The sequence below is a fragment of the Streptomyces spongiae genome (assembly GCF_009377185.1).
GTDB lineage: Bacteria > Actinomycetota > Actinomycetes > Streptomycetales > Streptomycetaceae > Streptomyces > Streptomyces spongiae.
Map to the genome: position 1 here is coordinate 1 of NZ_VJZC01000102.1, position 23,618 is coordinate 23,618.

13 protein-coding genes are annotated in these 23,618 nt (G+C 70.2%); 10 read left to right on the forward strand and 3 right to left on the reverse strand.

What is annotated here, in order from left to right; translation table 11 throughout:
• Positions 1-2,612 (reverse strand): alpha-mannosidase (locus FNH08_RS16880; RefSeq protein ID WP_152772310.1); only part of this gene is annotated, 2,612 nt, incomplete at its 3' end.
• Positions 2,613-3,053: 441 nt separating this feature from the next.
• On the opposite strand from FNH08_RS16880, the gene FNH08_RS16885 reads away from it, so the two are divergent.
• From FNH08_RS16885 to FNH08_RS16925, 9 genes are all read left to right on the forward strand, one after another.
• A complete protein-coding gene (locus tag FNH08_RS16885; RefSeq protein WP_152772311.1) occupies positions 3,054-4,694 on the forward strand; it encodes an ABC transporter substrate-binding protein in 1,641 nt (546 codons plus the stop codon).
• A gap of 12 nt (positions 4,695-4,706) precedes the next feature.
• Entirely contained in the window at positions 4,707-5,792 is a 1,086-nt protein-coding gene (locus FNH08_RS16890; protein ID WP_152772312.1) for an ABC transporter permease, read from the forward strand.
• 3 nt (positions 5,793-5,795) lie between these two features.
• The gene (locus FNH08_RS16895) at positions 5,796-6,704 is read left to right on the forward strand and encodes an ABC transporter permease (protein ID WP_152772313.1); all 909 of its coding nucleotides are present in this window, start codon (positions 5,796-5,798) and stop codon (positions 6,702-6,704) included.
• Between the two features lie 97 nt (positions 6,705-6,801).
• Positions 6,802-7,839, forward strand: coding sequence for an ABC transporter ATP-binding protein (locus FNH08_RS16900; protein WP_407704390.1), 1,038 nt, complete (start codon positions 6,802-6,804; stop codon positions 7,837-7,839).
• Between the two features lie 121 nt (positions 7,840-7,960).
• Entirely contained in the window at positions 7,961-8,926 is a 966-nt protein-coding gene (locus tag FNH08_RS16905) for an ABC transporter ATP-binding protein (protein WP_152772321.1), read from the forward strand.
• A complete protein-coding gene (locus tag FNH08_RS16910) occupies positions 8,923-10,542 on the forward strand; it encodes a GxGYxYP domain-containing protein (RefSeq protein WP_152772315.1) in 1,620 nt (539 codons plus the stop codon). Before FNH08_RS16905 ends, FNH08_RS16910 begins: the two co-directional genes overlap by 4 nt.
• A gap of 27 nt (positions 10,543-10,569) precedes the next feature.
• Complete coding sequence (locus tag FNH08_RS16915) at positions 10,570-12,621, forward strand: alpha-L-fucosidase (RefSeq protein ID WP_152772316.1); 2,052 nt, start codon at positions 10,570-10,572, stop codon at positions 12,619-12,621.
• 27 nt (positions 12,622-12,648) lie between these two features.
• On the forward strand, positions 12,649-13,710 hold the full coding sequence (locus FNH08_RS16920; protein WP_152772317.1) for a LacI family DNA-binding transcriptional regulator: 1,062 nt from the start codon (positions 12,649-12,651) through the stop codon (positions 13,708-13,710).
• Positions 13,711-13,815: 105 nt separating this feature from the next.
• A complete protein-coding gene (locus FNH08_RS16925) occupies positions 13,816-17,091 on the forward strand; it encodes an NPCBM/NEW2 domain-containing protein (protein ID WP_152772318.1) in 3,276 nt (1,091 codons plus the stop codon).
• Positions 17,092-17,114: 23 nt separating this feature from the next.
• Here the strand turns inward: FNH08_RS16925 and FNH08_RS16930 are convergent, their stop codons facing one another.
• Together FNH08_RS16930 and FNH08_RS16935 are read right to left on the reverse strand one after the other, a co-directional pair.
• Positions 17,115-19,670 carry an ABC transporter substrate-binding protein gene (locus FNH08_RS16930; protein WP_152772319.1) on the reverse strand — a complete coding sequence of 852 codons (2,556 nt, stop codon included), beginning with the start codon at positions 19,668-19,670 and terminating at the stop codon, positions 17,115-17,117.
• Between the two features lie 128 nt (positions 19,671-19,798).
• Positions 19,799-20,953 carry a substrate-binding domain-containing protein gene (locus FNH08_RS16935; protein WP_322724667.1) on the reverse strand — a complete coding sequence of 385 codons (1,155 nt, stop codon included), beginning with the start codon at positions 20,951-20,953 and terminating at the stop codon, positions 19,799-19,801.
• 488 nt (positions 20,954-21,441) lie between these two features.
• Here FNH08_RS16935 and FNH08_RS16940 point away from each other — a divergent pair.
• Positions 21,442-23,618, forward strand: a 2,177-nt coding sequence (locus tag FNH08_RS16940; protein WP_407704389.1) for an ATP-binding protein, incomplete at its 3' end; no start/stop codon positions are given.

Genomic DNA, 23,618 nt, shown 5'->3' on the forward strand with positions numbered 1-23,618 from the left:
CCGCCGCCCGCGCCGTCGGCCTCGTCGCGGCACGACCGGGTGACGTCGTGCCCGTACGTCGAGTCGTTGACGACGGCGACCCCGTAGCCGGGTTCACCGACGTGGATCCACCGGTGGGCGCAGATCTCGAACTTGGCCGCGTCCCATGAGGTGTTGGTGTGCGCGGGGCGGTGGACGTGCCCGAACTGCGTTTCGGAGGCCGACCGGTCGGTGTGGACGTCGAGCGCGAAGGCGGCCTTGAGGATGGTCCGCGACTCACGCCAGTCGACGGTGGTGTCGATGTCGAGGCGCGGAGCGCCGGCCGCGAGCCGCAGGGTCTGCTCGACGCGCGAGTCACGGAAGCGGCGGACGACCCTGACACCCACGGCGGCCGGTCCGTCCTCGGTCGGTCCGTCCTCCACCGGTGTCACCTCGTCCGCGTCCGTGAGGTCGGTGACGGTGTGCCGGTAGTAGTGGTCGACGTCCCAGGCGTCCCCGTTGTTCGGCAGGTCGGGGTGGAGCTGCAGCAGGTTGCCGCAGCCGCCGGGCGCGATCGCCTCCCGGCCCGTGACGCTGTCCCGCGCGGACACCACGAGGCCCCGGGCGTCGACGACGACGCGCACCAGACCGTTGTCGAGCACATGGCCGCCGTCGCGGGACGTGAGGGTGGCGGGCTGCGGTGCGGCCGAGCGGGCGGAAGCGGGCACACCGCCGAGCGCGGGCACGCCGCCCCGTCCGTGCGGCGCCGCGTTGAAGACGACAGTCCCGCCCGCGGAGGCGCCCGAGCCGTCCCCGGCCAGCGCCCGCAGCGCCTCGCCGATGACGTCCTCCAGCTCGGACATGACGTCCTCGTAGGTGGTACGCGCCTCCCGGTTGACCCAGGCGATCGACGACCCCGGCAGGATGTCGTGGAACTGGTGCAGCAGCACCGTCTTCCACAGCCGGTCCAGCCGCTCGTAGGGGTAGGCGAACCCGGTCCTGACGGCCGCCGTGGCCGACCACAGCTCGGCCTCGCGGAGCAGGTGCTCGCTGCGCCGGTTGCCCCGCTTGGTCGTCGCGACGGACGTGTACGTACCCCGGTGCAGCTCCAGGTACAGCTCCCCGAGCCACACGGGGGCGTTCGGATAGTCGGCCAGGGCCTTGGCGAAGAACGCCGACGGCGGTTCGATCTCGACGCGGGGCGCACCCTCCAGGTCGGCGAGGCGGCGGGCGCGGGCGAGCATCTCGCGGGTGGGGCCTCCGCCGCCGTCGCCCCAGCCGAAGGGCACGAGGGAACGGGTGGCGGAGCCCTTCTCCTGGAAGTTGCGGACCGTGTGCGCCATCTCCTCGCCGGTGAACGACGCGTTGTACGTGTCGACCGGCGGGAAGTGGGTGAAGACCCGGGTGCCGTCGATGCCCTCCCACCAGAACGTGTGGTGCGGGAACTTGTTGAACTGGCTCCAGGAGATCTTCTGGGTCAGGAAGTACGTGGAGCGCGACAGGCGCACCAGCTGCGGCAGGGCCGCCGAGTAGCCGAAGGAGTCGGGCAGCCAGACCTCGTCGGTCTCGATGCCGAACTCCTCCAGGAAGAACCGCTTGCCGTGGGTGAACTGGCGGGCCATCGCCTCCGAGCCCGGCATGTTGGTGTCGGCCTCCACCCACATGCCCCCGACCGGCACGAACTGCCCGGTCGCCACCTTCTCCTTCACCCGCGCGTACACCTCGGGCCGGTGCTCCTTGATCCACGCGAGCTGCTGGGCCTGGGACATCGCGAAGACGAACCCGGGGTCCCGGTCCATGAGGTCGGTGACGTTGGACGTCGTCCGGGCGACCTTGCGGACCGTCTCGCGCAACGGCCACAGCCACGCCGAGTCGATGTGGGCGTGTCCGACCGCGCTGATCCGGTGCGCCGAGGCGTGCGCCCCTCTGGCCAGCGCCCCGGCGAGCACGGCGCGCGCTTCGGGGGCGGCCCGGCCCACGTCGCCGCGGAAGTCGAGTACGTCCACGGCGCGTTCCAGGGTGCGCAGGATCTCCCAGCGGCGCGGGTCGTCGGTGGACAGCTGCAGCATCAGCTGCTGCAGCACCTCGAAGTCCTGGGCCAGTTCCCACACCTCGGTGTCGAACACCGCCAGGTCCATGCGGCGCAGCCGGTAGATCGGCTCGTCGCCGGAGGTGTCCCAGTCGCCCATCGGGGTCACCGGGCCGTCGATCTCCGGGTTGGAGGAGGCCTCCAAGTGCAGCAGGACCTCCTCACCGCCCTCGGCCTTGTCGGCGACGCGCACCCAGGTGGTGCGGGGGTTGAGGGACTTGATGGCCGTGGCGTCCGGGCGGTAGACCAGCGCCTCCGCCTGGAAGCCGGGGCCGGCGCCGGTGAAGCCGAGGTCCATGACGGCCTCGACCGCACGCCCGGCCCACTCCTCGGGCACGGTGCCCCGGATACGGAACCAGACGGTCCCCCACGGACGGCCCCACGCCTGGCCGGCCTCGACCGGCTCGTACGGCGCCTTCAACCCCTCCGCCACCGGGACCGGTTCGCCGGGAGCGCTCCAGGCCTGAACCTCCAGGGGCACCGACAGCCGGTGGATCCCCGGGCTGATCCGTTCCGCCAGTGCCTTCGCGAGCCTCGTCTCGATCATGGTTCTGTCGTCATGCATGACTGATGCTCCCTGTGCACGGCGTCGGCATCGCCGGCTCTCGGCATCGCCAACTCATCGGACCTTTCGAGGCTTGCAGTACGAGTCGTGGGGTGTCAATGCCCTTCGGCGGACCCACCCCCCGGCAACCCCCGACAACCCTCGGCAACCGTCGACACAGACAGCCCGGACAGCCCCGCTCCACGCTTTCCCTTGCCTTGTACCAGCAGCTTGGAAACAGATTGACAGAGGTGTTGACAACCCGCCGGTGCGCGCTCATAGTCGGTTCGCAACAGAGCCCGTGAACGATCCCGGGATCGTTATCGGCGCGCAGCCCCCACCGAGTGCCGCGCCCTCAAGAGCTCCGATGTTTCTGCTTTGGTCGGCCCCTTGGTACAGAGGCCACATCCGCGACTCGACGAGCGCGCCGAGAACCAAGCACCTCGGGAAGGAACCCACACCATGAGAAAGCGGCTGCGGCCGGGCGCGTCCTGTGCCGTCGCGCTCGGGCTGGCCCTGTCGCTCGGCGCCTGCTCAGGAGGCACCGCGAAGCATGCCTCGGCGAACGCGGGCACGATCACGGTCGAGGCGCCCAACAGCGCCCCGACGTTCACCAACAACTTCAACCCGTTCAGCCAGTCGGACACGGGTCCCGGGCTGAACATCATCTACGAGCCGCTCGTCGCCTCGAACCGCGCCAAGGGTGGCGTGCTCATCCCGTGGCTCGCGAAGTCATGGGCCTGGTCGGAAGACGGCCGCACCGCGACCCTCACCCTGCGGCCCGGCGTGAAGTTCTCCGACGGCGCTCCGCTCACGCCGGCCGACGTGGTGTACAGCCTCGACCTGCGGCTGAAGAACGCCAAGCTGGGCGGCGCCTCGTACTCGGCCGTGAAGGCGGTGGGCTCGGACGCGGTCGCCGTCACCTGGAAGTCAGCGGCGTACCAGCAGCTCAGCGACCTGAAGACCGTCAACATCATCGAGCGGAAGCTGTGGACGGGCCGTAATCCGCTCACCTACGTGGACAAGAGCCCCGTCGGCACCGGCCCCTTCTCCGTGAAGACCTTCTCACCGCAGGCCGTGACGATGGCCTCGCGCGCCGACTACTGGGGCGGCAAGCCGACGATGAGCTTCCTGAAGTACACGGCCGCCACCAGCGCCAACATCCAGACGCAGCTGCAGAACAACAGCATCGACTTCTGCACCTGCGACATCGACGCGAAGAGCTACGTCGCCTCCGATCCCAAGGACCACCGCTTCATCATGGCGTGGGACGGCTCGGTGGTGTCCGTGATGCTCAACAACGCCAAGGCGCCCTTCAACGACGTCCATGTCCGCCGCGCCTTCGCCCAGGCCGTCGACAGCGAGGCGATCGCGAAGCTCTCGTCCAGCAAACTGCCGCTGCAACAGCCGCCCGCCAGTCCCACGGGCCTGTCGACCAAGACGTACAAGGACTGGATCGACCCCCAGCACCTGGCGCCGCGCAAGCAGGACGTGGCCGCTGCCAAGGCGTCACTGAAAGCCGGGGGCTACAGCGTCGACGGCGGCCGGCTCGTGAAGGACGGCAAGCAGCTGCCGGTCACCTTCGTGGCGCCCACCGACACGCCCTTCATCAAGACCATCGCCCAGCTCGTCGTCCAGCAGATCAAGCAGACGCTGGGCATCGACGTCAGGCTCAGCGGCGGCTCGAACACCGGGGACGAGATCTCCAAGGGCCACTTCGATCTCGCGGCGACCTGGATGTCCAGCGGTGAGGGCATCTACACCGCGCTGAACCAGATGAACGGCAGCCTGGCCTCCCCCATCGGCACGATGTCGAACAACAACACCATCCGGTTCCGCGACGCGGCCTACGACAAGATCCTGGCCAAGATGGCCGGAACGAAGGACCAGACCCGGCTGAAGGAACTCGGCATGCGGGCCCAGGCGATCATCGTGGACCAGGTCCCGACCATCCCGCTCTTCTCCTCCGGCGCCGCGGGCGTGGCCAACACGATGCGCTGGACCGGATGGCCGGAAGCCGCGAACCCCGACTATCTCGCCAACACGGGCTCGGGCACCGAGTTCATCACCACGCTCCTGCACCTCCGGCCCGCCAAGGGCTGAGGGGAGAGTCCCATGACCGCCCCCCTGATCGCCTCCGAGACCGGCCTCGCCCAGCAGGGCGGGGCCGGGGAGGCCGCCCGGCGTCCGGCCCGCCGCCGCACCAGACTGACCTGGCTCGGCAGCCGGCTCGGCTTCTACCTCTTCGTCACCTGGGTCGCCATCACACTGAACTTCTTCATTCCCCGGCTCATGCCCGGGGACCCGGCGCAGGCGGTCATCCAGGCGATGACCCAGCGCAACGGGCAGATGCCGCCGCCCGAGACCGTCCACTCGATCCAGCTGCTCTTCGGGAACCCGGACAAGCCCCTGTTCTCGCAGTACGTCGGCTACCTCGGGCAGCTCGTCCACGGCGATCTCGGGCTGTCCATCAGCCAGTACCCGGTGCCGGTGATCGACCTGGTGAGGGCCGCGCTGCCGTGGACGCTCCTGCTGGTGGGCGCCTCGACGGTGATCGCCTTCGTCATCGGTGTCGGTCTCGGCATCGTCGTCGGCTGGCGGCCCGGCCGCCGGTTCGACACGGTGGTCACCCCGCTGTCGACCGTGATCGGTGTCGTCCCGTACTTCTGGGTCGCGCTGCTCGCGGTGTGGGTCTTCGCCGTGAAGCTCGGCTGGGCTCCGGTGTCCGGCGGCTACTCGGTGGACACCGTGCCCGGCCTCAACGTGCCGTTCCTGGCCGGCGCCCTGCGCTACGGCCTGCTTCCCGTCGCCACCATCGTCTTCTCCTCCTTCGGCGGCTGGGTCTTCGGCCAGCGCAACATGATGGTCACCACGCTCAGCGAGGACTACGTCCTGCTCGCCCGGGCCAAGGGCCTGCCCGGCTGGAAGGTCATGCTGGTCTACGCCGCGCGCAACGCGATGCTCCCCAGCATCACCAACTTCGCCCTCGCCATCGGCGGGCTGGTCGGCGGCGCCCTGCTCACCGAGATCGTGTTCTCGTACCCGGGCATGGGGTTCCTGCTGTTCGACGCGGTCTCCAAACGCGACTACCCGACCATGCAGGCCGTGTTCCTGCTGATCACCCTCACCGTGCTGCTCGCCAACTTCGTGGCGGACTCGGTGTACGTCCTGCTGGACCCCCGGACCAGGGAATCGAGGTGACTCATGGTCAGGAGACTGCTGAAGGACTGGAAAGTACGCCTCGGTGTGGCGGTGTTCGCCGCCTTCTGCCTGCTCGCACTGCTCGGGCCGTGGCTGACAAGTGCGCTGCTCCACCAGAGCCCCACCAGGCTCGACCTCAACGCCGTGAGCTCCCCGCCGAGTTCGAAGCACCTGCTGGGCACGACCGCGAGTGGTCAGGACGTCCTGGCCCAACTGGTCACCGGCACCCGTGAGTCGATGCTCGCCGGCCTGGTCGCGTCCGTCCTCGGCACCTTCATCGCCGTCGTCGTCGGGGTGACGGCCGGGCTGGCCGGCGGGATCGTGGACTCCGCCCTCACCGGCCTGACCAACGTCTTCCTCACCATGCCCGGCTTCGCGCTGATCTTCGTCATCAGCGGCTACACGCGGGGCGGCGGACCGGTGGTCATCGGCATCATCATCGGCCTCTTCGGCTGGGCGGGCGGCACCCGGGCGCTGCGGGCCCAGGCCATGAGCCTGCGCAACCGGGAGTTCGTCCTCGCCATGCGGATGCTCGGGGAGAGCCGGTGGCGGCTCGCGATGTCCGAGGTCCTGCCACACCTGATCGGCTGGATCTCCGCCATGTTCCTGGGCGGCTTCGTCGGCGGTGTGCTCGCCGAGTCCGGTCTGGCGTTCCTCGGGGTCTCCGACCCCAGCACCGTCAGCTGGGGAATCATGATCAGCGACGCTCAGCAGGGCAACGCCCTCATCAGCGGCATGTGGTGGTGGTTCGCCCCGCCGGGCCTGTGCATCGCGCTGCTCGGTGCCTCCGTCGCCCTGATCAACTTCGGTGTCGACGAGATCTCCAACCCCCGTCTGCGCGGCGCCAACCGGGCCCTGGTCAAGCGCGCACAGGAAGCGAGCCGAGCCAAGGAGGTGTCGCATGCCCGGTGACCACGGCGAAACCCCGCCGACCGCCCGCGGGAACACCGGCGAAACCCCGCCGACCGCCCATGGGATCACCGGAGAGACCCCGCCGACCGCCCGCGGGATCACCGGAGAGACCCTGCTGGACGTCCGCGGCCTCACCGTCGAGTACGTCTCCGAGCAGGGGTCCGTACGCGCCTGCGACGACGTGTCCTTCACCGTCCGGCGCGGCGAGATCCTCGGCGTCGCGGGCGAGTCCGGCTCGGGCAAGTCCACCCTGATCACCGCGCTCACCCGGCTGGAACGACCGCCCGCGGTGACCACGGCGGGCGAGATCCTCTTCCGCCCCCGGGGCGCGGCCAAGCCCGTCGACCTGGTCGGCCTGCTGGAGCGGGACCTCAGGAAGCTGCGCTGGCGGGACATGGCCATCGTCCTGCAGAGCGCCATGAACGCCCTCAACCCCGTCATGCGGCTCGAAGCCCAGTTCACCGACGTACTGCGCGAACACGACTGTACGCTCAGCCGGCGGACGGCGCGCGAACGCACCGCGGAACTCCTCACCCTCGTAGGTCTCACCGCCGGCCAGGCGAACCGCTACCCGCACGAACTGTCCGGCGGCACCCGGCAGCGCGCCACCATCGCGCTCGCTCTCGCCTGCGGTCCCGATCTCGTCGTCATGGACGAACCCACCACCGCCGTCGACGTGGTGATGCAACGTCAGATACTGGCGAACCTTCTGCGCCTGCGCGAACGGCTCGCTTTCGCCGTGGTGTTCGTGACCCACGACCTCTCGCTGCTGGTCGAGCTCGCCGACCGGATCGCCATCATGTACGCGGGCCGGATCGTCGAGATCGGCACCGCCGCCGACCTCTACCACCACCCCAGGCACCCCTACACCGAGGGCCTGCGCGCCTCCTTCCCGCCCCTGCGGGAACCGGTCCGGCGGCTCAGCGGCATCCCGGGCTCGCCACCGGATCTGCGCGACCCGCCGCCGGGCTGTGCCTTCCACCCGCGCTGTCCCCAGCGGTTCGCGCCGTGCGACAGCGTCCTGCCCGTGCTGGGCCCGGTCGGCGACCAGCAGGTCGCCTGTCTGCTGCACACCGGTGGGCCCACCCTGGGGCACGCGCGAAAGGAGCGGACCGACGATGCTCTCGGACACTGACGGCGGCGTGGACGCACGACGGCACCCCGAAGAGCCCGACGCGGTTCCGGAACCGCCTCGGCACCCCGAAGAGCCCGACGCCGTTCCGGAACCGCCCGTCCTGGAGGCGGCCGACGTGACCATGCACTTCACGGTGCGCGGCGGACTCGGACGCACCTCGACCGTCAAGGCGCTGGAGCACGCCTCCCTGCGGCTTCGGCGCGGGAGGATCGTCGCCCTCGTCGGCGAGAGCGGCAGCGGAAAGACGACCCTGGCGCGGCTGTTCGCCCTGATGTACACCCCGACCTCGGGCGAGATCCGCCTGCGCGGCGAGCCGGTCGGGCCGCGTCGCGGCCGGGCGGCCCGGGAGTACTACTCCGAGGTCCAGATGGTGTTCCAGGACCCGTTCGCCTCCCTGAACTCCATGCACACCGTCCGTCACAACCTCGCACGCGCCCTGCGCATCCACGGCCGGGCGGGCCGGGACGACATCGAGGAACGGATGCACGCCCTGCTGGAGCGCGTCAGCCTGACGCCCACCCGGGACTTCATCGGCAAGCTGCCGCACGAGCTGTCCGGCGGCCAACGGCAGCGGGTGGCCATCGCCCGCGCCCTCGCGGTCGGCCCCAAGGTCGTCCTCGGGGACGAACCGATCTCGATGCTCGACGTGTCGATGCGGCTGGACATCCTCAACCTGCTGGCCAGGCTGCGGGACGAGGAGGACCTGGCCCTGCTCTACATCACCCACGACATCGCCGGCGCCCGGTACCTGGCGGAGGAGATCCACGTCATGTACGCGGGCCAGATGGTCGAGGGCGGACCGACCGAAGAGATCATCCAGAACCCCCAGCACCCGTACACCCGGCTGCTGCTCGGCGCCTCGCCCGACCCGGCGCGGACCCTCACGCCCGGCGGGAGCTCCGTCTTCGCCGACGTCGAGGACAGCGGCGAGCCCCCGAACCTCACCGACCCTCCGCCGGGCTGCCGCTTCCACCCCCGCTGCCCCTTCGCCACCGACAGCTGCCGCCGGGCCTTCCCCGCCCGAACCGAACTTCCCACCGGCCAGTGGGTGCACTGCTGGCTCTACCCCTCCGGAGCTTCCACATGACCATGAACATCAGCCGTAGGCACATCAGCCGTAGAACCCTCGGCAAGTCGGCCCTCGCTGCCTCCGCCCTGGCCGCGGTGCCCACCATCGCCGGCGCCACGGCGGCGCAAGGCGCCTCGGCCACCTCCGCCGGCTCGGCAGGCTCGACCGGCTCGGCCGGAATCGCCCTGCCCAAGGGCACCGCCCTTCAGTCGCTGGACGTGATCCCGTCCGCCAACCTCACCTCCAACCCGGACCGGGTGCTGGTGGCCTCGCTCCAGGGCCTGGTCGCCAAGACCTCCTCCGAAGGCATCTTCATCGACGAGGGCGGACCGGGCGCGCTCTGGAAGGACTTCCTCCACACCACCTACGGCATCGCCCTGAGCGACGCCTACCCCACCTGGCAGCAGCTGCTGACCCGCTTCCGCTCCAAGGTGAGCGGCTACATCCGCTACGACATGACGGCCAACCCGGCGTCGGTCAACGTGGCGTCGTCGCTGGGCGGACCGCTGAACGCCCTCATCGTCGACGCGACGCAGGAGAGCGCCGTCCAGGCCCTCGGCGTCACCCGCATGCTGCTCGACGTCTCGGACAAGGACGAGCACTGGGCGTACAGCACCTACCAGACCCTCTTCGCCGACCACATCGCGGCGGAACTGAACTCCACCGTCTACTACCACCTGCGCGACTACATCACCCTCACCGACTCGTTCACCTTCTACGACGGGGTGACCAAGTGGCGCGCCGGCGTGCTGGGCGGTCTGCAGCCGTCCGCCACCCTCTTGGGATACGGCAACGACGAGACCGCGATGATCCAGCAGGCCTCCGAGGAAGGCGTCGCGTCCATCCCGTCCGATCTGGCCCCCAACCTCTCCGTACTGAGCGGCATCCACAGCACCGACGGCCTGTCCCAGAAGCCGGAACCCGCACCGGCGACCGCCAACAAGCACTACGTCACCTTCGTCATCAGCGACGGCGACAACGTGGCCTGGAACCTGTGGGGACTGCACGAGTACTTCGCCAACCCGGTGCGCGGCAGCTTCGACGTGGGCTACGGCATCAGCCCCTCCCTGGTCGACCTGGCCCCCGGCCCCCTGCGCTGGTACTACGAGAACGCCTCCGCCGGACCGGCCTGGGACAACTTCATCGCCGGTCCCAGCGGCCGGGGATACACCTACCCGAGCCGCATGCCCGCCGACGCGCTCGACGCCCACACCGTCGCCCTGAACGAGTACATGGGCAAGGCGGACCTGCGGATCTGCGAGATCCTCGACTGCCAGCCGGTCTTCAAGCGCTCCGACCTGTGGGCGCCCTACCTCCGGCAGCCGAACATCGACGCCCTGTTCTACTTCGGCCCCGGCGCGAAGGGCGGGATCAGGTGGGTGAACGGCAAGCCGGTGATCGCTCAGCGGGACGTCCTGTGGGCGGGTCAGACCGACGAGCCCGACCTCATCCGGAACATCAACCGCCGGCCCGCCGATCCCACCTCCGCCGACGGCTACACGCTCGTCCTGGTGCACTGCTGGACCAAGACCCTGACCGACGTGCAGACCGTGGTGAACGGACTGGGACCCCAGGCCGAGGTCGTCACACCGCGCACCTTCGTCCGTCTGATCAACGACAACCACGTCCACTGAGCACACCCAAGGGAATCAGGGAAGCACATGACCTCCGAACCCTCCCTCCGGGTCGCCGTCGGCCCCGGTGACAGCGACGACGAGCTGCGCCGCAAGGGGGCCCTGGTCCGGCCCGCGCCCCGCCAGGTCGCCTGGCAGCGGCAGGAGCTCGTGGCATTCGTCCACTTCGGCATCAACACCTTCACCGGCCTGGAGTGCGGCACCGGCACGGACGACCTGTCCCTCTTCGACCCGACGGAACTCGACTGCCGGCAGTGGGCGCGCAGCCTCGCGGACGCCGGGTTCCGATCCGTGATCCTCACCGCCAAGCACCACGACGGATTCGTCCTGTGGCCCAGCCGCTACACCGGCCACTCGGTGGCGGCCACACCCTGGCGCGGCGGGCGGGGCGACATCGTACGCGACCTCGCCGAGGCCGTCCGCGAGCAGGGACTGGGCCTCGGGGTCTACCTGTCCCCGGCGGACCTCCACCAGAGCAACGCCCCCGGCGGCATCTACGGCAACGGCAGCCCCGCCGTCCCGTCCGTCATCCCCACCCTGCTGCCCGGCGACGACCGCGCCGAGCGCGTCGCCTCCGGCGAACTCCCGTCGTTCACCTACGTGGTCGACGACTACAACCGCTACTACCTGAACCAGCTCTACGAACTGATCACCGAGTACGGGCCCATCAACGAGGTGTGGCTGGACGGCGCCGACCCGACCGCCACCAAGCAGCACTACGACCACGACGCGTGGTTCGGCATGGTGCGCGCGCTGGAGCCCGAGGCCACCTGCGCGGTCGGCGGCCCCGACGTCCGCTGGGTGGGCAACGAGAGCGGCTACGCCCGCCACAGCGAGTGGAGCGTCGTCCCGATGCACGGCGAGCCGTCCGAGTTCGGGCACACCACCGCCGTCGCGGAGGAGGATCACGACCTCGCGGGCCCCGAAGCCATGCGCCGGGCAGGCCACTTCGCCTGGTATCCCGCCGAGGTCGACGTCTCCATCCGGCCGGGCTGGTTCCATCACGCCTCCCAGGACGCCGCCGTCAAGTCGCTGCCCCGGCTGATGGACCTGTACCGGCACTCGGTGGGCCGCAACGCCGTCCTGCTGCTCAACGTGCCGCCCGACCGGCGCGGCCTGTTCGCCGACCCGGACGTGGAACGGCTCACCGAGTTCGGCCGTGTCCTGCGCGAGGTGTACGGCGACGATTTCGCCGCCGGCGCGCGCACCGGCGAGGACACTCCGGGCAGCGTCCTGGTCGAGCTGCCCGAGCCGCGCACCTTCAACGTCGTAGGGCTGAGTGAGGACATCCGGGACGGGCAGCTCGTCGAGTCCTTCGCCGTCGACGCGTGGCTGTCGGGCGCGTGGGAGCGGGTGGCGACCGGCACGACCGTGGGGCACAAGCGCCTGGTGTCCCTGCCGCACCCCGTCACCTCCCACCGTCTGCGGGTGCGTGTCCTCGCCGCGCGGGCCGCCGTACGACCCGCCGTCTTCCTCTTCCTCGATCCGACGGTGCCCGCGCCCGTCGTCCACGGTTCCTTCGCCGCGGCCCGCGACACCAGGGGGATCAGCAGCGACGACGCCCCCGGCCTCGCCGACCTCGACGGCACCGGCATGAGCCTGTCCGCGCAGGCCCTGGCCGCGGCCGGGATCGTCCCCGGTGGCCGGGTCGCGCACGGGGGCCTGGAGTTCCGGTGGCCCGACACCGCCCCCGGGGAGCCCGACACCGTACGGGCCGACGGGCAGACCATCATGATGGGCGGCTCGGGCTCCCGGATCGGCTTCCTGCTCCTGGGCACCGCCGACCGCAGCTTCGGGCCGGGCCTCGCCACCTACACCGACGGCAGCGGGCAGGAGATCCCGCTGCTGGCCCTGGACACGCTCGGCGAGGGCGACTACCCGGCCGGTGCGCGAACGGTCGTCTCGATGCCGTACCACAACCGACCGGACGGCCGGGTCGACAGGCCCGCCCGCGTCGGCTGGTGCGCGGCGCCGCTCGACCCGGCGAAGACCCTGGAGTCGGTCACTCTCCCCCGCTACGGCGAGGGGACGAGTCCTGCGGAACCAGGGGTGCACATCTTCGCCGTCAGCCTCGGCTGACGCCCGTTAGAGTTTCGGACCAGGCAGATGACACCTGTGAGGGCGGTTGACGTGGTGCCGGGCAAACAGCAGCGACCCGCTCGTGACGCGCTCATTCGGCCCGGCCGGGCCACGATCGTGGATGTCGCCAGACTGGCCGGGGTCTCCCGGCAGACCGTCTCGCGCGCCATCAACGACAAGGAAGAGATCGACCCCGCGACCAAGGAACGCGTGATGGCGGCGGTCCGGACCCTCGACTACCGGCCCAGCCGGCACGCCCGGGGCCTGCGCCGGGCGGGCTCGGTGACCATCGGACTGGTCGTCTCCGACCTCGCCAACCCGTACTTCCCCGAGGTCGCCGCCGGGGTGCTGGAGGTCGCCAAGCCGCAGGGCTGGAACGTGACCGTGTACGAGTCCCGTCACGACCCCGAGGAGGAGAGCGAGGCGCTCGACCTGCTGTCCGGGCAGGCCGACGCCATCGTCGGCTACTTCGACAGCACCGACGACGTGCTCGCCCGGCACGCCGCCGGGCTGCCGATCGTGCTCCTGGAACGCGCCCCGGACCAGACCCGCTTCGGTTCCGTGGGCATCGACTTCGCGACCGGCATGCGGGTGGCCATGGCGCACCTGGTGGAGCGGGGGCACCGCCGGATCGGCATGCTGGACTGCGCGATGCCCGGAACGCGCAGCCTGCGCGGGGAGTACTTCCTGGCCGAGGCGCGCGCGCAAGGTCTGGCGGTGGGCCCGGACTGGGTGGCCCGCTGCGACGACCACAATGTGGCGGCGGGCGAGCGAGCCGTCGACCGGCTTCTGGAGCGGCATCCTGAGGTGACCGCCGTTGTCGGCTTCAACGATCTCATCGCCATCGGCGGCATGCGGGCCGCCCGCCGCGGCGGCCGACGGGTACCGCACGACGTCGCCGTCGTGGGCTTCGACGGTCTGTCCCTGGGCGAACTGGTCGAGCCGGCGCTGACCACCCTGTGCATCGACAAGCGACAGGTGGGCCGTCTGGCGGTCGAGCAGGTCGCCCAGATGCTGGCGGGCAAGGAACCCGCCGTGGGGGAAGGCACGTGGGTGGTGCCGGAACTCGTGGCCCGCGCCTCGACGTGAGGGCGGGACCGGGGCACCGCGCCCTCGCGGGCCGCGGCTGACCACCTGGCCGCACCCTTCTGCTGAATTTTATCCGGACATCGTCCGATCACACCGGGAGAGCGCATGTCCCCATCCCGACGCAGCCGTGCCCCCAGACTGTGCGCGGCGGCCCTCACCGCACTCATACTGCTGTCGTCCGCACTGCTGTCGCCCGCCACGGCGAACGCCGAGGCCGACGCGCTCCGCGCCGCCGACACCGCCACCACCATCACTGTGGACGACTCCGTCCAGGGAAGCGGCCGGGACCAGTTCGACTACCACGGCTCCGGCTGGGGCCACGCGAGCGGCGAAGGCGCGCCCGCCCATCCCTACGACGGCACCAACAGCTGGACCGACCACACCGGCGACTCGGTCGACTTCGCCTTCACCGGCACCCGGCTCACGTTCCACGCGCTCACCGACCCCGGCCACGGCATCGCCGCCGTCTCCGTCGACGGCGGCACCCCCGTCGACGTCGACCTCTACAGCGCCACCCGTACCGGCGACGCCGCCGTGTGGACCAGCCCCACACTGGCCGACGGCCCGCACACCTTCACGCTCACGTCGACCGGCCGGAAGAACGCCGCCTCCAGCGGCACCGCGGTGACCGTCGACCGGATCGACTTCGTCGGCGAGGCACCCGTACCGGACGACACCGCCATCACGGTGGACGGCTCCGGCACCGGGCGCGCCTTCGACGGCATCGGCGCCATCAGCGGCGGCGGAGGCAACTCACGGCTGCTCATCAACTATCCCGAGCCGCAGCGCAGTCAGATCCTGGACTACCTCTTCAAGCCGGGCTACGGCGCCGCCCTGCAACTGCTCAAGGTGGAGATCGGCGGCGACACCAACTCCACCGACGGCTCCGAGCCCAGCATCGAGCACACCAGAGGAACGGTGCACTGCGACAGCGGCTACGAGTGGTGGCTCATGGAGCAGGCCAAGAAGCGCAACCCGCACATCAAGCTGTACGGCCTCGCCTGGGGCGCCCCCGGCTGGATCGGCAACACGGACAGCTCCCCCGGCGGCGGCAACTTCTGGTCCCAGGACATGATCGACTACCTGACCGCCTGGCTGGGCTGCGCCCGGCAGCACGGCCTGGGCATCGACTACCTGGGCGGCTGGAACGAGCGCGGCTACGACATCGCCTGGTACGAGAAGCTGCACGCGACGCTCGCCGCCCGGCGCCTCCCGGTGAAGATCGTCGCGGCCGACTCGGGCCTGGACGTCGCGGACGACATCGTCTCCGACCCGGACTTCGCCAAGTCCGTGGACGTGGTCGGCGTCCACTACCCGTGTGAGGGCGGCGACGGCGGCACCGCGAACAGCTGCCCCAGCTCGGACAACGCCCAGAACACCGGCAAGCCCCTGTGGGCCAGCGAGAACGGTTCCCTGGACTTCAACACCGGCGCCGGCGCCCTGATCCGGTCCATCACCCGCGGCTACCTCGACGGCAAGTACACCGCCTACCTCAACTGGCCGCTGCTGGCGGCGCTCTACCCCAATCTGCCCTACGACACGGTCGGCCTCGCGGTGGCGAACCAGCCGTGGTCCGGTGCGTACGACATCGGCACCAGCCTCTGGACGACGGCCCAGGTCACCCAGGTCACGCGGCCGGGATGGACGTTCGTCGACAAGGCGAGCGGCTACCTCGGCGGGGACCGTACGGGCGGCAGCTACGTCACGCTGAAGTCGCCGGACGACTCGGCGTACAGCACCATCCTGGAGACCTCCACCGCGAGCAGCGCCCAGACCGCCGACTTCACCGTCACCGGCGGACTGCCCACCGGCACGGTGCACATCTGGGCCACCGACCTCAAGTCCGCCGACGCCTCCGGCGGTTTCGTACACAGCGATGACGTGACCCCCAAGGACGGGCACTTCTCCGTCACCCTCAAGCCCGGTCACGTCTACTCCCTGACCACCACCACCGGCCAGAGCAAGGGCAGAGCCGTCAGCCCACCACAGGGCCACCTCGCGCTCCCCTACAAGGACTCCTTCGAGCAGAAAACGCCGGGACGCGAGGCGAAGTACCTCTCCGACATGCAGGGTTCCTTCGAGATCGCGCGGTGCGAAGGCGGGCGCCCGGGCCGGTGCGTCCGGCAGATGGCCGCGCAGGAGCCCATACGGTGGCAGGACGACAGCGACGCGTTCGCCCTCCTCGGCGACACCGACTGGAAGAACTACACGGTCAGTTCGGACGTCTACCTGGAGCAGCCCGGCACCGTCGAACTCATCGGCCGGGCGGGCGAACAGCAGCGGCCGCAGTCCCACCAGGCCGGCTACTTCCTGCGGGTCGGCGACACCGGCACCTGGTCGGTGGTCAAGAGCGACACCAGCGGCCGGCTGACCACACTCGCCGACGGCACCACCCGGGCCCTCGGCACCCACCGCTGGCACAGGCTCGGCCTGAGCTTCAACGGCACCACGATCACCGCGAGCGTCGACGGCAAGCGGGTCGGCGCGGTGGACGACTCCGCGTACGACTCCGGGCAGGTCGGCATCGGCGTGGTCGGCTATCAGACCGACCAGTTCGACAACCTCACCATCACTCCCGTACGGCATCCGGCCGAACCCCCGGCCACACTCACCGCGGACCTGCCCTCGACGATCCACCGCGGCGAGTCGGGGACCCTGAAGGCCACCTTCACCGTCCCGGCGTCGGACGACGCGGCCACCGACGTGACCCTGCGCCCCGGCGCCCCGTCCGGCTGGACGGCCACCGCCACCACACCGACCCGCTTCTCGAAGGTCGCACCGGGCCACTCGGTCACGGCGAGCTGGACCGTCACCGCCCCCACGGCCTCCGACACCCCCGTGTCCGTCACGTTCTCACCGCTCGGCACCTATGCCCGCGGCGGCGTGCGGCACTGGACGTACGGCACGGCGAAGACGGAGGTGCCGATCCCGCCACCCACCGGGAGCCCCTACCTGAGCGATCTGTCGTTCGTCTCCAGTGGCAACGGCTGGGGGCCGGTGCAGCGGGACACCTCCAACGGCGAGCAGGCGGCCGACGACGGACAGCCGATCACGATCCGCGGCACCGTCCACGACAAGGGTCTCGGCACCCACGCCGACAGTGAGGTGGCGTTCTTCCTCGGCGGCAACTGCAGCCGGTTCACCGCCACCGTCGGCATCGACGACGAGGTCGCCCCGTACGGCTCGGTCACGTTCTCCGTGACCGCGGACGGCCGGACCCTGACGACGACCCCCGTCCTCACCGGCACCTCACAGCCCCTGCCCCTGGACCTCGACGTGACCGGTGCCCAGGAGCTGCGCCTCGTGGTCTCGAACAGCGGCGACGGCAACGCCCACGACCACGCGGACTGGGCCGACGCCCGGCTCGACTGCTCGGGGTAGGGCGAGGCACCCGACGGATGTGTCTACGGCTCTCCGTCCGCCTTCCGGCACGAAGGGGCGGATTTGACGGAATGAGGCGCGGCGCAGAGGTAGAGCGGGCGGCCGACCGGGATCCGGGTGCCGGGCGGGATGGTGAAGGGGCGGCTGTTGTCGATGTTGTCCTGGACCTCGATGCCGGAGAAGAGCTGCTGCAGGACGTTGGAGGCGCGAGGCGGGTTCTCCGGATTCCAGACCCGGCCGATCGCGGCCGCGGCCGCACGGAAGGCGTCCCGTCCCGTGTCCCTGTCGCTGTGGCGGTTGGTGGAGAACGCCACATACGTCAGGTCGACGGCCGTGAACGTCTCCAGCCTGGCGGACTTGTGCAGCTCCGGGTACTCGATCAGGACGTTGGCGTCGGCGGTGAGGACGGGGAAGGCCCGCGCCTTGCCGGCACCGCATCGGCCCTGTACCTCGTTCAGGACCCGGGGCAGCGCGTTGCCGCGGGCCGCGTACAGCGTGATCCCGTCGGTCCTGCCCAGCTCGCAGATCCTGGCGGCGAGTTCGTTCAGCCGCCCCTGAACGCCGAACTGTTCCCGGGGCGAGTCGCGGATGATCGCGGGCGGCTGGAGGGCGACGTCCCTGGTGCGCAACTCCTCGTCCAGGTCCTCCTTGAGGTTGGTGCTGTAGCGGTCGCGGTCGTCGTAGATGACGAGGGCCTTGTCCCGCCGCAGTTCGACGACGCGCCGCGCCAGGGCCCGCGCCATGTGGTGGCTGGTCGGCTGCGTCTGGAAGTAGTTCGGGGCGTCAAGGGTCATGAAGTCGCCGGTGACCGAGGCCCCGATGACGGGGAGGTCAGGCGGCAGCTGGTTGATCGCCTTGACGGACTCGTCCCGGCTCTGCGCGATGCCGATCACCGCGGTGATGGTCGGATCAGCGGCCGCGAGCTCGTTCACGCGCTTCACGACGGAGGTGGCCTGACCGTACGCGTATCCCACGTTGGCGACCAGCATCCGCAGGCCGGGCTTGGTCGAGCCGAACTGGAGTGCCTGTTCGTTGTGGCGTTCCAGGGCTTCCACAGCACCGCGCAGTTGCAGCACTCCCGGAGGGGTGAGCTGGCCGCTCCCTCCCTTCGGGTCGGCGGTCAGCGGAGCGAGGAAGACCACGGTGGAAAATGGACTGCCCTGGTCTTCCACGACGGCGTTCTGACGCCGGACGCGGTCCTGGAGATCACGCAGAAGCGTCTGGTCGGCCCCGCGCGTGAAGTAGCAGGTGTCCTGTGCGCCCGACTTCGCGGTGTCGACTCCGACGCGCGCACCGCCCGCTGTCCAGGAGTCCGGGCACGGCTTGTCCCCCATGTCTTTCAGCACGAGGACTACTGGCGGAGTCATGGCGCCCAGCAGCGCGATGGTCGTCAGCCAGCCCACGTAGGCGGACCACCGGTTCACCCGGCGAACCGTCACGGCGGTGTGGCCTTCCAGCCAGTCACGGTCGGCCGTCCTCGCCGTTCCCCCCAGGGCCACCGCCAGCTGCCCTTGACGCTCTGATCCGGGCGGCAGAGCCCTGCCCGCCAGCAGCTCCTGCAGCGCGTTGGCGCCCTGCTGGGCCGACCGGGCGGTTCCCTCGGCGGGACCATCGGCGTTGTCCGTTGCCGGTACCGGACGTGCGGCGATGAACAGCATCGGCAGGGCGCGGCGGCGCAGACGCCGCGGCCAGGTGTCACGTTCCCGCATCCGCAGGGCGAGGAAGGCGTCGAGCAGACGCTGAGCCGGCGCCGCGTCGGTACCGTCGACGTGCGGCAGCAGCACCGTGAAGGGCCAGACCCGGCGACGTCGGCGCGGGTTGAACAGCCCGCGCTTGGTAGCCCGGGTCAGATCCATGGCGAGGGCTTCGAGCAGCAGGCTCTGCCGTAGCGCCGCGTTGTGCCGCAGGTCCCCCTGAACTCCCAGGTGCACGGCCGCGTCGAGGAATCCCAGGGCGGGGACGTTGGCGCGGCCGACCTGCTGGGCGAACCACCGAAGCCGCTTCGTCCGGTTCAGCCACAAGCCGTAGAACAGGTACATCGGCAGGGCAACGACGAGAATGAAGGAGATCCCCACCTTCTGCATCACCCCGTCCGCGTTCACGAGGTCGCGTAACTGCGGCAACCCCGGAGTGCGTTCCTGCCACTCCGCGTACAGCGACTTGACCAGCGCCCTGCGCTGGTCATCGGGCAGCCCCACACCGACATCGGTGTTCAGGATCCTGCGGCAGACCCTGTAGGTGGGCAGGGGCAGCCCTGCGTCACCCCGGGTGAGCGCAGGCATCGTGCCGTCGAATTGCGCCGCGATCCTGTCCATCAGCACGACATCGGGCTCGGGATCAGGGCCTTCGCCCGCCTGGTCGAGGATCCTCCGGTCCACCATCGCGTGGGGGACGATCCCGTTTCCGTCCTGGCTCCTGAGCCGATCGCGGTACGCGGTGACATACCTCGTTCCCAGCCCGGAGTCGTCCTCGAACACGACCACCGGCAGCTTCCGCCTGACCACCGGGGTGGATGCCAGCGCATCCAGTGCGCCCGTCAACCGGTGCACACCGTCCAGTGGCGGAATGTCAACGCCCAACTCGTCACCTCACGTTCGACTGAGACCATCGACTCCAGAGAGTGGCAGGGGTCACATGACATTTCATGAGATGATCACTAAATTATGGACATAGACCTGTTTTGCGAAGGCAGAGCACCTCAGTGCCGTTACTTGTTCCAGATCCCGCGGTAGGCCTGGCGGTAGCCCTCGGCGTCCCACGACAGTGCGCCACCACTGTTGGCGGCGGTGCTGATGTGGACAGGCGCGACGTATCCGCTGGCCGGTTTTCCGGCGAAGGCCCGGTTGAACTCGTCGATGATCTGCCACCCCTGCTCGGACAGGGGCTCGGGCACGGTGGCGGCCTGGAACTGCCTGCCGTTGATGCGCTCGAAGGCCGACGGATCGCCGTCGCCGGCACCGATGTTGTAGGGGGCGCCGGCCCCGTCCCTGCCGTCGGCACGCAGGGCCGCGGCGGCGTGGTCGAAGTACAGGTCGTTGATGGCGGCGGAGTGGGTCCACTTACTGCCGAAGCGGGTCAGAAGGGAGGAGACCACCTTGATGGTGCGGCTGTTGGCCTGAGGGATGGGGATGTCCTCGTAACTCAGCAGTCTGACGTCGGAGCAGGTGGCGAGTTCCTTCTTGATCAGGTCGGACTTGCGCTTGGCGAAGGGTATGGACGCGTCGGTGAACAGCACGACGCCCGCACGGCCCTGCGACCTGGCGATGATCCAGTCCGCGCTGATCTTCGCGACGTCCTGGACGCTGGTGGTGATGTTGCTGAAGAGCTCGGGGTTCTTGCTGGGCCCCGGAGCGGCGACGGCGTGCCAGCCGATCAGTGGGATGCCGGCGGCCTTGGCCTGCTCCACCTGCCGGGCGGTGGACTTCGGGTCGAAGCCTCCGATGACGATTCCGGAGGGCTTGAGCGCGAGTGCCTCGTCGAAGGCGTCCCGGATACCGGCGGGCGTGCCCTGTCCGTTGATGGTGCGGACGTCCCAGCCGATGACTTCGGCGGCTTCCTGGACACCCTGAGCGACGCCGGCGACACCGGGGTTGGTCAGGGTCTGGGCGATGTAGACGATGGTCTTGTCGGGAACGGCCGCGGGGCCTGTAGTGGGGCCCTCCCAGGGGGCGTTGACGTCCTCGGCCTTCTTGACGACCCGCTTGGCGTCGGCGAGGACGGTGGGGCAGCCGGGCTCCGCGGACTCGGGGGAGCCGGCGTCGGACGCGGTGCTGCTCGAACCGCGCTCGCAGCCGGCCGTCACGGTGGCGGCCACCGCCAGAAGCGCGGCGGCCGTCACGGCCGCCTTGCGGGTGTGGTGCACGAGGTCTCCTCACAGGGCGCGAGAGATACGGGGCTTGCATGGGGGGTGAGGAGAGGGACGGTCTCGGGTGGCGACGGTCCCGGCGCACGGCCTGACGTCAGGGCGACCGTGTTCGGCACCCGGGCGTGCTGGGGTGGGAATGTAGCAGGCGCCGACGGAGCCTGTCGGCAACCGACGGTGAACGAGATATCTACGCGCGGCGACGGATGAAAGACGGGATTTGTCGTCAACCGTTGCCGAAATGCCCCTTGTCAACGCGCGCGCAGACGGTAGTCTCACACGGCCAGTTCCGGACAAGTGGCCGAAACCCTCTGCTCCTTTGCGGGCCGAACCTCGTCGTTGTGCGGGGCGAACCTCGTAGGTGTGAGGGGCGAACCTCGTCGGCGTGCGGGGGCAACCTCGCCGGTGCCACGTCCGCGCTCCGGAGTTGGCGCGGTCCGGAAGCAACGGCACCCGGTCACCGCTCAGGAGCCGTCGAAGGAGGCCGGGTGCCCGCGAACACCGTGGACCCATCGCTCGCACTTGCCCCGCCCGAACCTGCGGGCGTCTCACCGCGGTTGCGGCGGCAGGCCGCGACCCTCCTCGACCGATGGCCGTTCCGGCGCAAGCTCAACATCCTGGTGATCGCGCCGGTCGTGGTCGTCGGCGTGCTGCTCGGGGCCGGCGTCAGCGGCGAGGTGGAGCAGGCCCGGGAGGCCGACCGGATCGCGGCGTTGGTGCGCGACAGCGAGCAGATCACGCGACTGGTCAACGAGGTGCAGGCCGAGCACCGGCTGGCGCTCGTGCTGTCCGTACGGTACGACTCGGACCGCCCGGGGGCCGCCCGGCCGTCGGCCACCGAGTACCGCGACGCGCAGCGGGACACCGACGCGCAGATCGCCGCCGTGCGCTCCGCGTTCGCGTCGAGCCTGCCGAAGAAGGAGGCGCGGGCCCTGGACTACCTCCGGGACCTGGCCGTTCTGCGCGACAAGCTGGAACGGGGATACGTTCCCGCAGCCGATATCGACCCTGCCTACGCCGCGGCGGTCGACTACCTGATCGACGGGATCGGACTCGACAGCTTCTCCGGCAGCTCGTCCTCCTCGGTCATCACCCTGCTCGACACGGTCCTGCGCGCCGACGCCGCGCACGCGGCCTTCGAGAGTGCCGTCTTCTCCGCGCAGAGCCGTGACGCCAACGCGCTCACCGAGTACTCCCGCGCGGTCGGCGCCCACGAGCTCTACGAGCGTTACGCGGCCCACTTCGAGCGGATCGCCACACCGCAGCAGGTCATGCTCCTCGGCGGCATCGAACGCGCCGCCGAGCAGAACGGCATCGAGTCGCAGTTCGCGGAGCTCCAGATCGATCCGGCGTCGCTGCAGGGCCGGACTCCGGCGGAGCTGCGCGAGGGGATCACCACCGCGACCAAGCAGGCCGAGACCCGCCTGGAGATCACCGGGTCGCTGATCGAGCAGATCGCCGCCCGGGCCGACGCCGCGTCCGCGAGCGCCCTGCGCAACGCACTGCTCATGATCGGTCTGGCCGTGCTGGGCTTCGCCACCTGGCTGGCCTTCTCCGTACTGGTCCGGCGCTCGGTCCTGCGCCCGGTGAGGGCCGTGACCGACGCGGCCCAGCAGGTCGTCGACGTCGCGGGCGAGGAACTCGCACGGGTCGCGGACGACGATGCCGCCGACGGCACTCCGCTGCGGACGCGTCCCATCCCGGTCCCGGTCCGCGACGAGATCGGCGAGCTGGCCGAGGCGTTCAACCAGGTGCAGGTCACAGCGGCCCAACTGCTGGAGCGACAGGTGCAGAGCCGCCACAACGTCGCCGAGATGTTCGGCAACGTCGGGCGCCGGGTCAGCAACCTGACCTCGCGTCAGCTCCTGCTGATCGATGCCGTCGAACACGGGGAGACCGATCCGAACCTCCTGGAGCAGCTCTACCGCATCGACCACATCGCCGTACGACTGCAGCGCAACGCGGACAGCCTGATGCTGCTGGCCGGTATCCGGGAGACCGCCGTCAAGGCCCGTCCCACCACCCTCGCCAACGTCATCCGGGCCTCGCTCGGCCAGATCGAGGGGTACCAACGGGTGTCGCTGCGGGCGGAGTCGGAGGTCACCGTCGCGCCCGACATCCACGACGACCTGACGTTGATGCTCGCCGAACTGCTCGAGAACGCGGTCGCGTTCTCCCCGTCCGACACGCCGGTGGAGGTGACCGTCCGGCCCGGCACCGACATCACCGCGGACGGTGGGGCACTGATCGAGGTCATCGACCACGGCCTGGGCATGAGCGCGGAACGCCTCACCGAGGAGAACGCCCGGCTGGTCCGCCGGGAACGCCTCGACCTGGTGCCGACGAAGGTGCTCGGCCTCTTCGTGGTCGGAGCCCTCGCCCGGCGCTGGGGCGTGCGGGTGGCCCTGAGCCGCACACCGGGTGGCGGGGTCACCGGTACGGTCTGGATCCCCTCCACGCTCCTGCTGACGATGAGCCCCGTGTCCTCGACCTCGTCGTCCGAGCCGTCGTCGTCCGAGTCGCCCTCCGCCGAGCCGTCCTCGTCCGAGCCGTCCTCATCCGAGTCGTCCTCGTCCGAGTCGCCCTCCGGTCCCGACCCGGCCCGCGCACCGGCAAGCGCCCCGGACGGTTCCGAGCAGGAGGCCGCCGCTCCCCCGCCGACGCC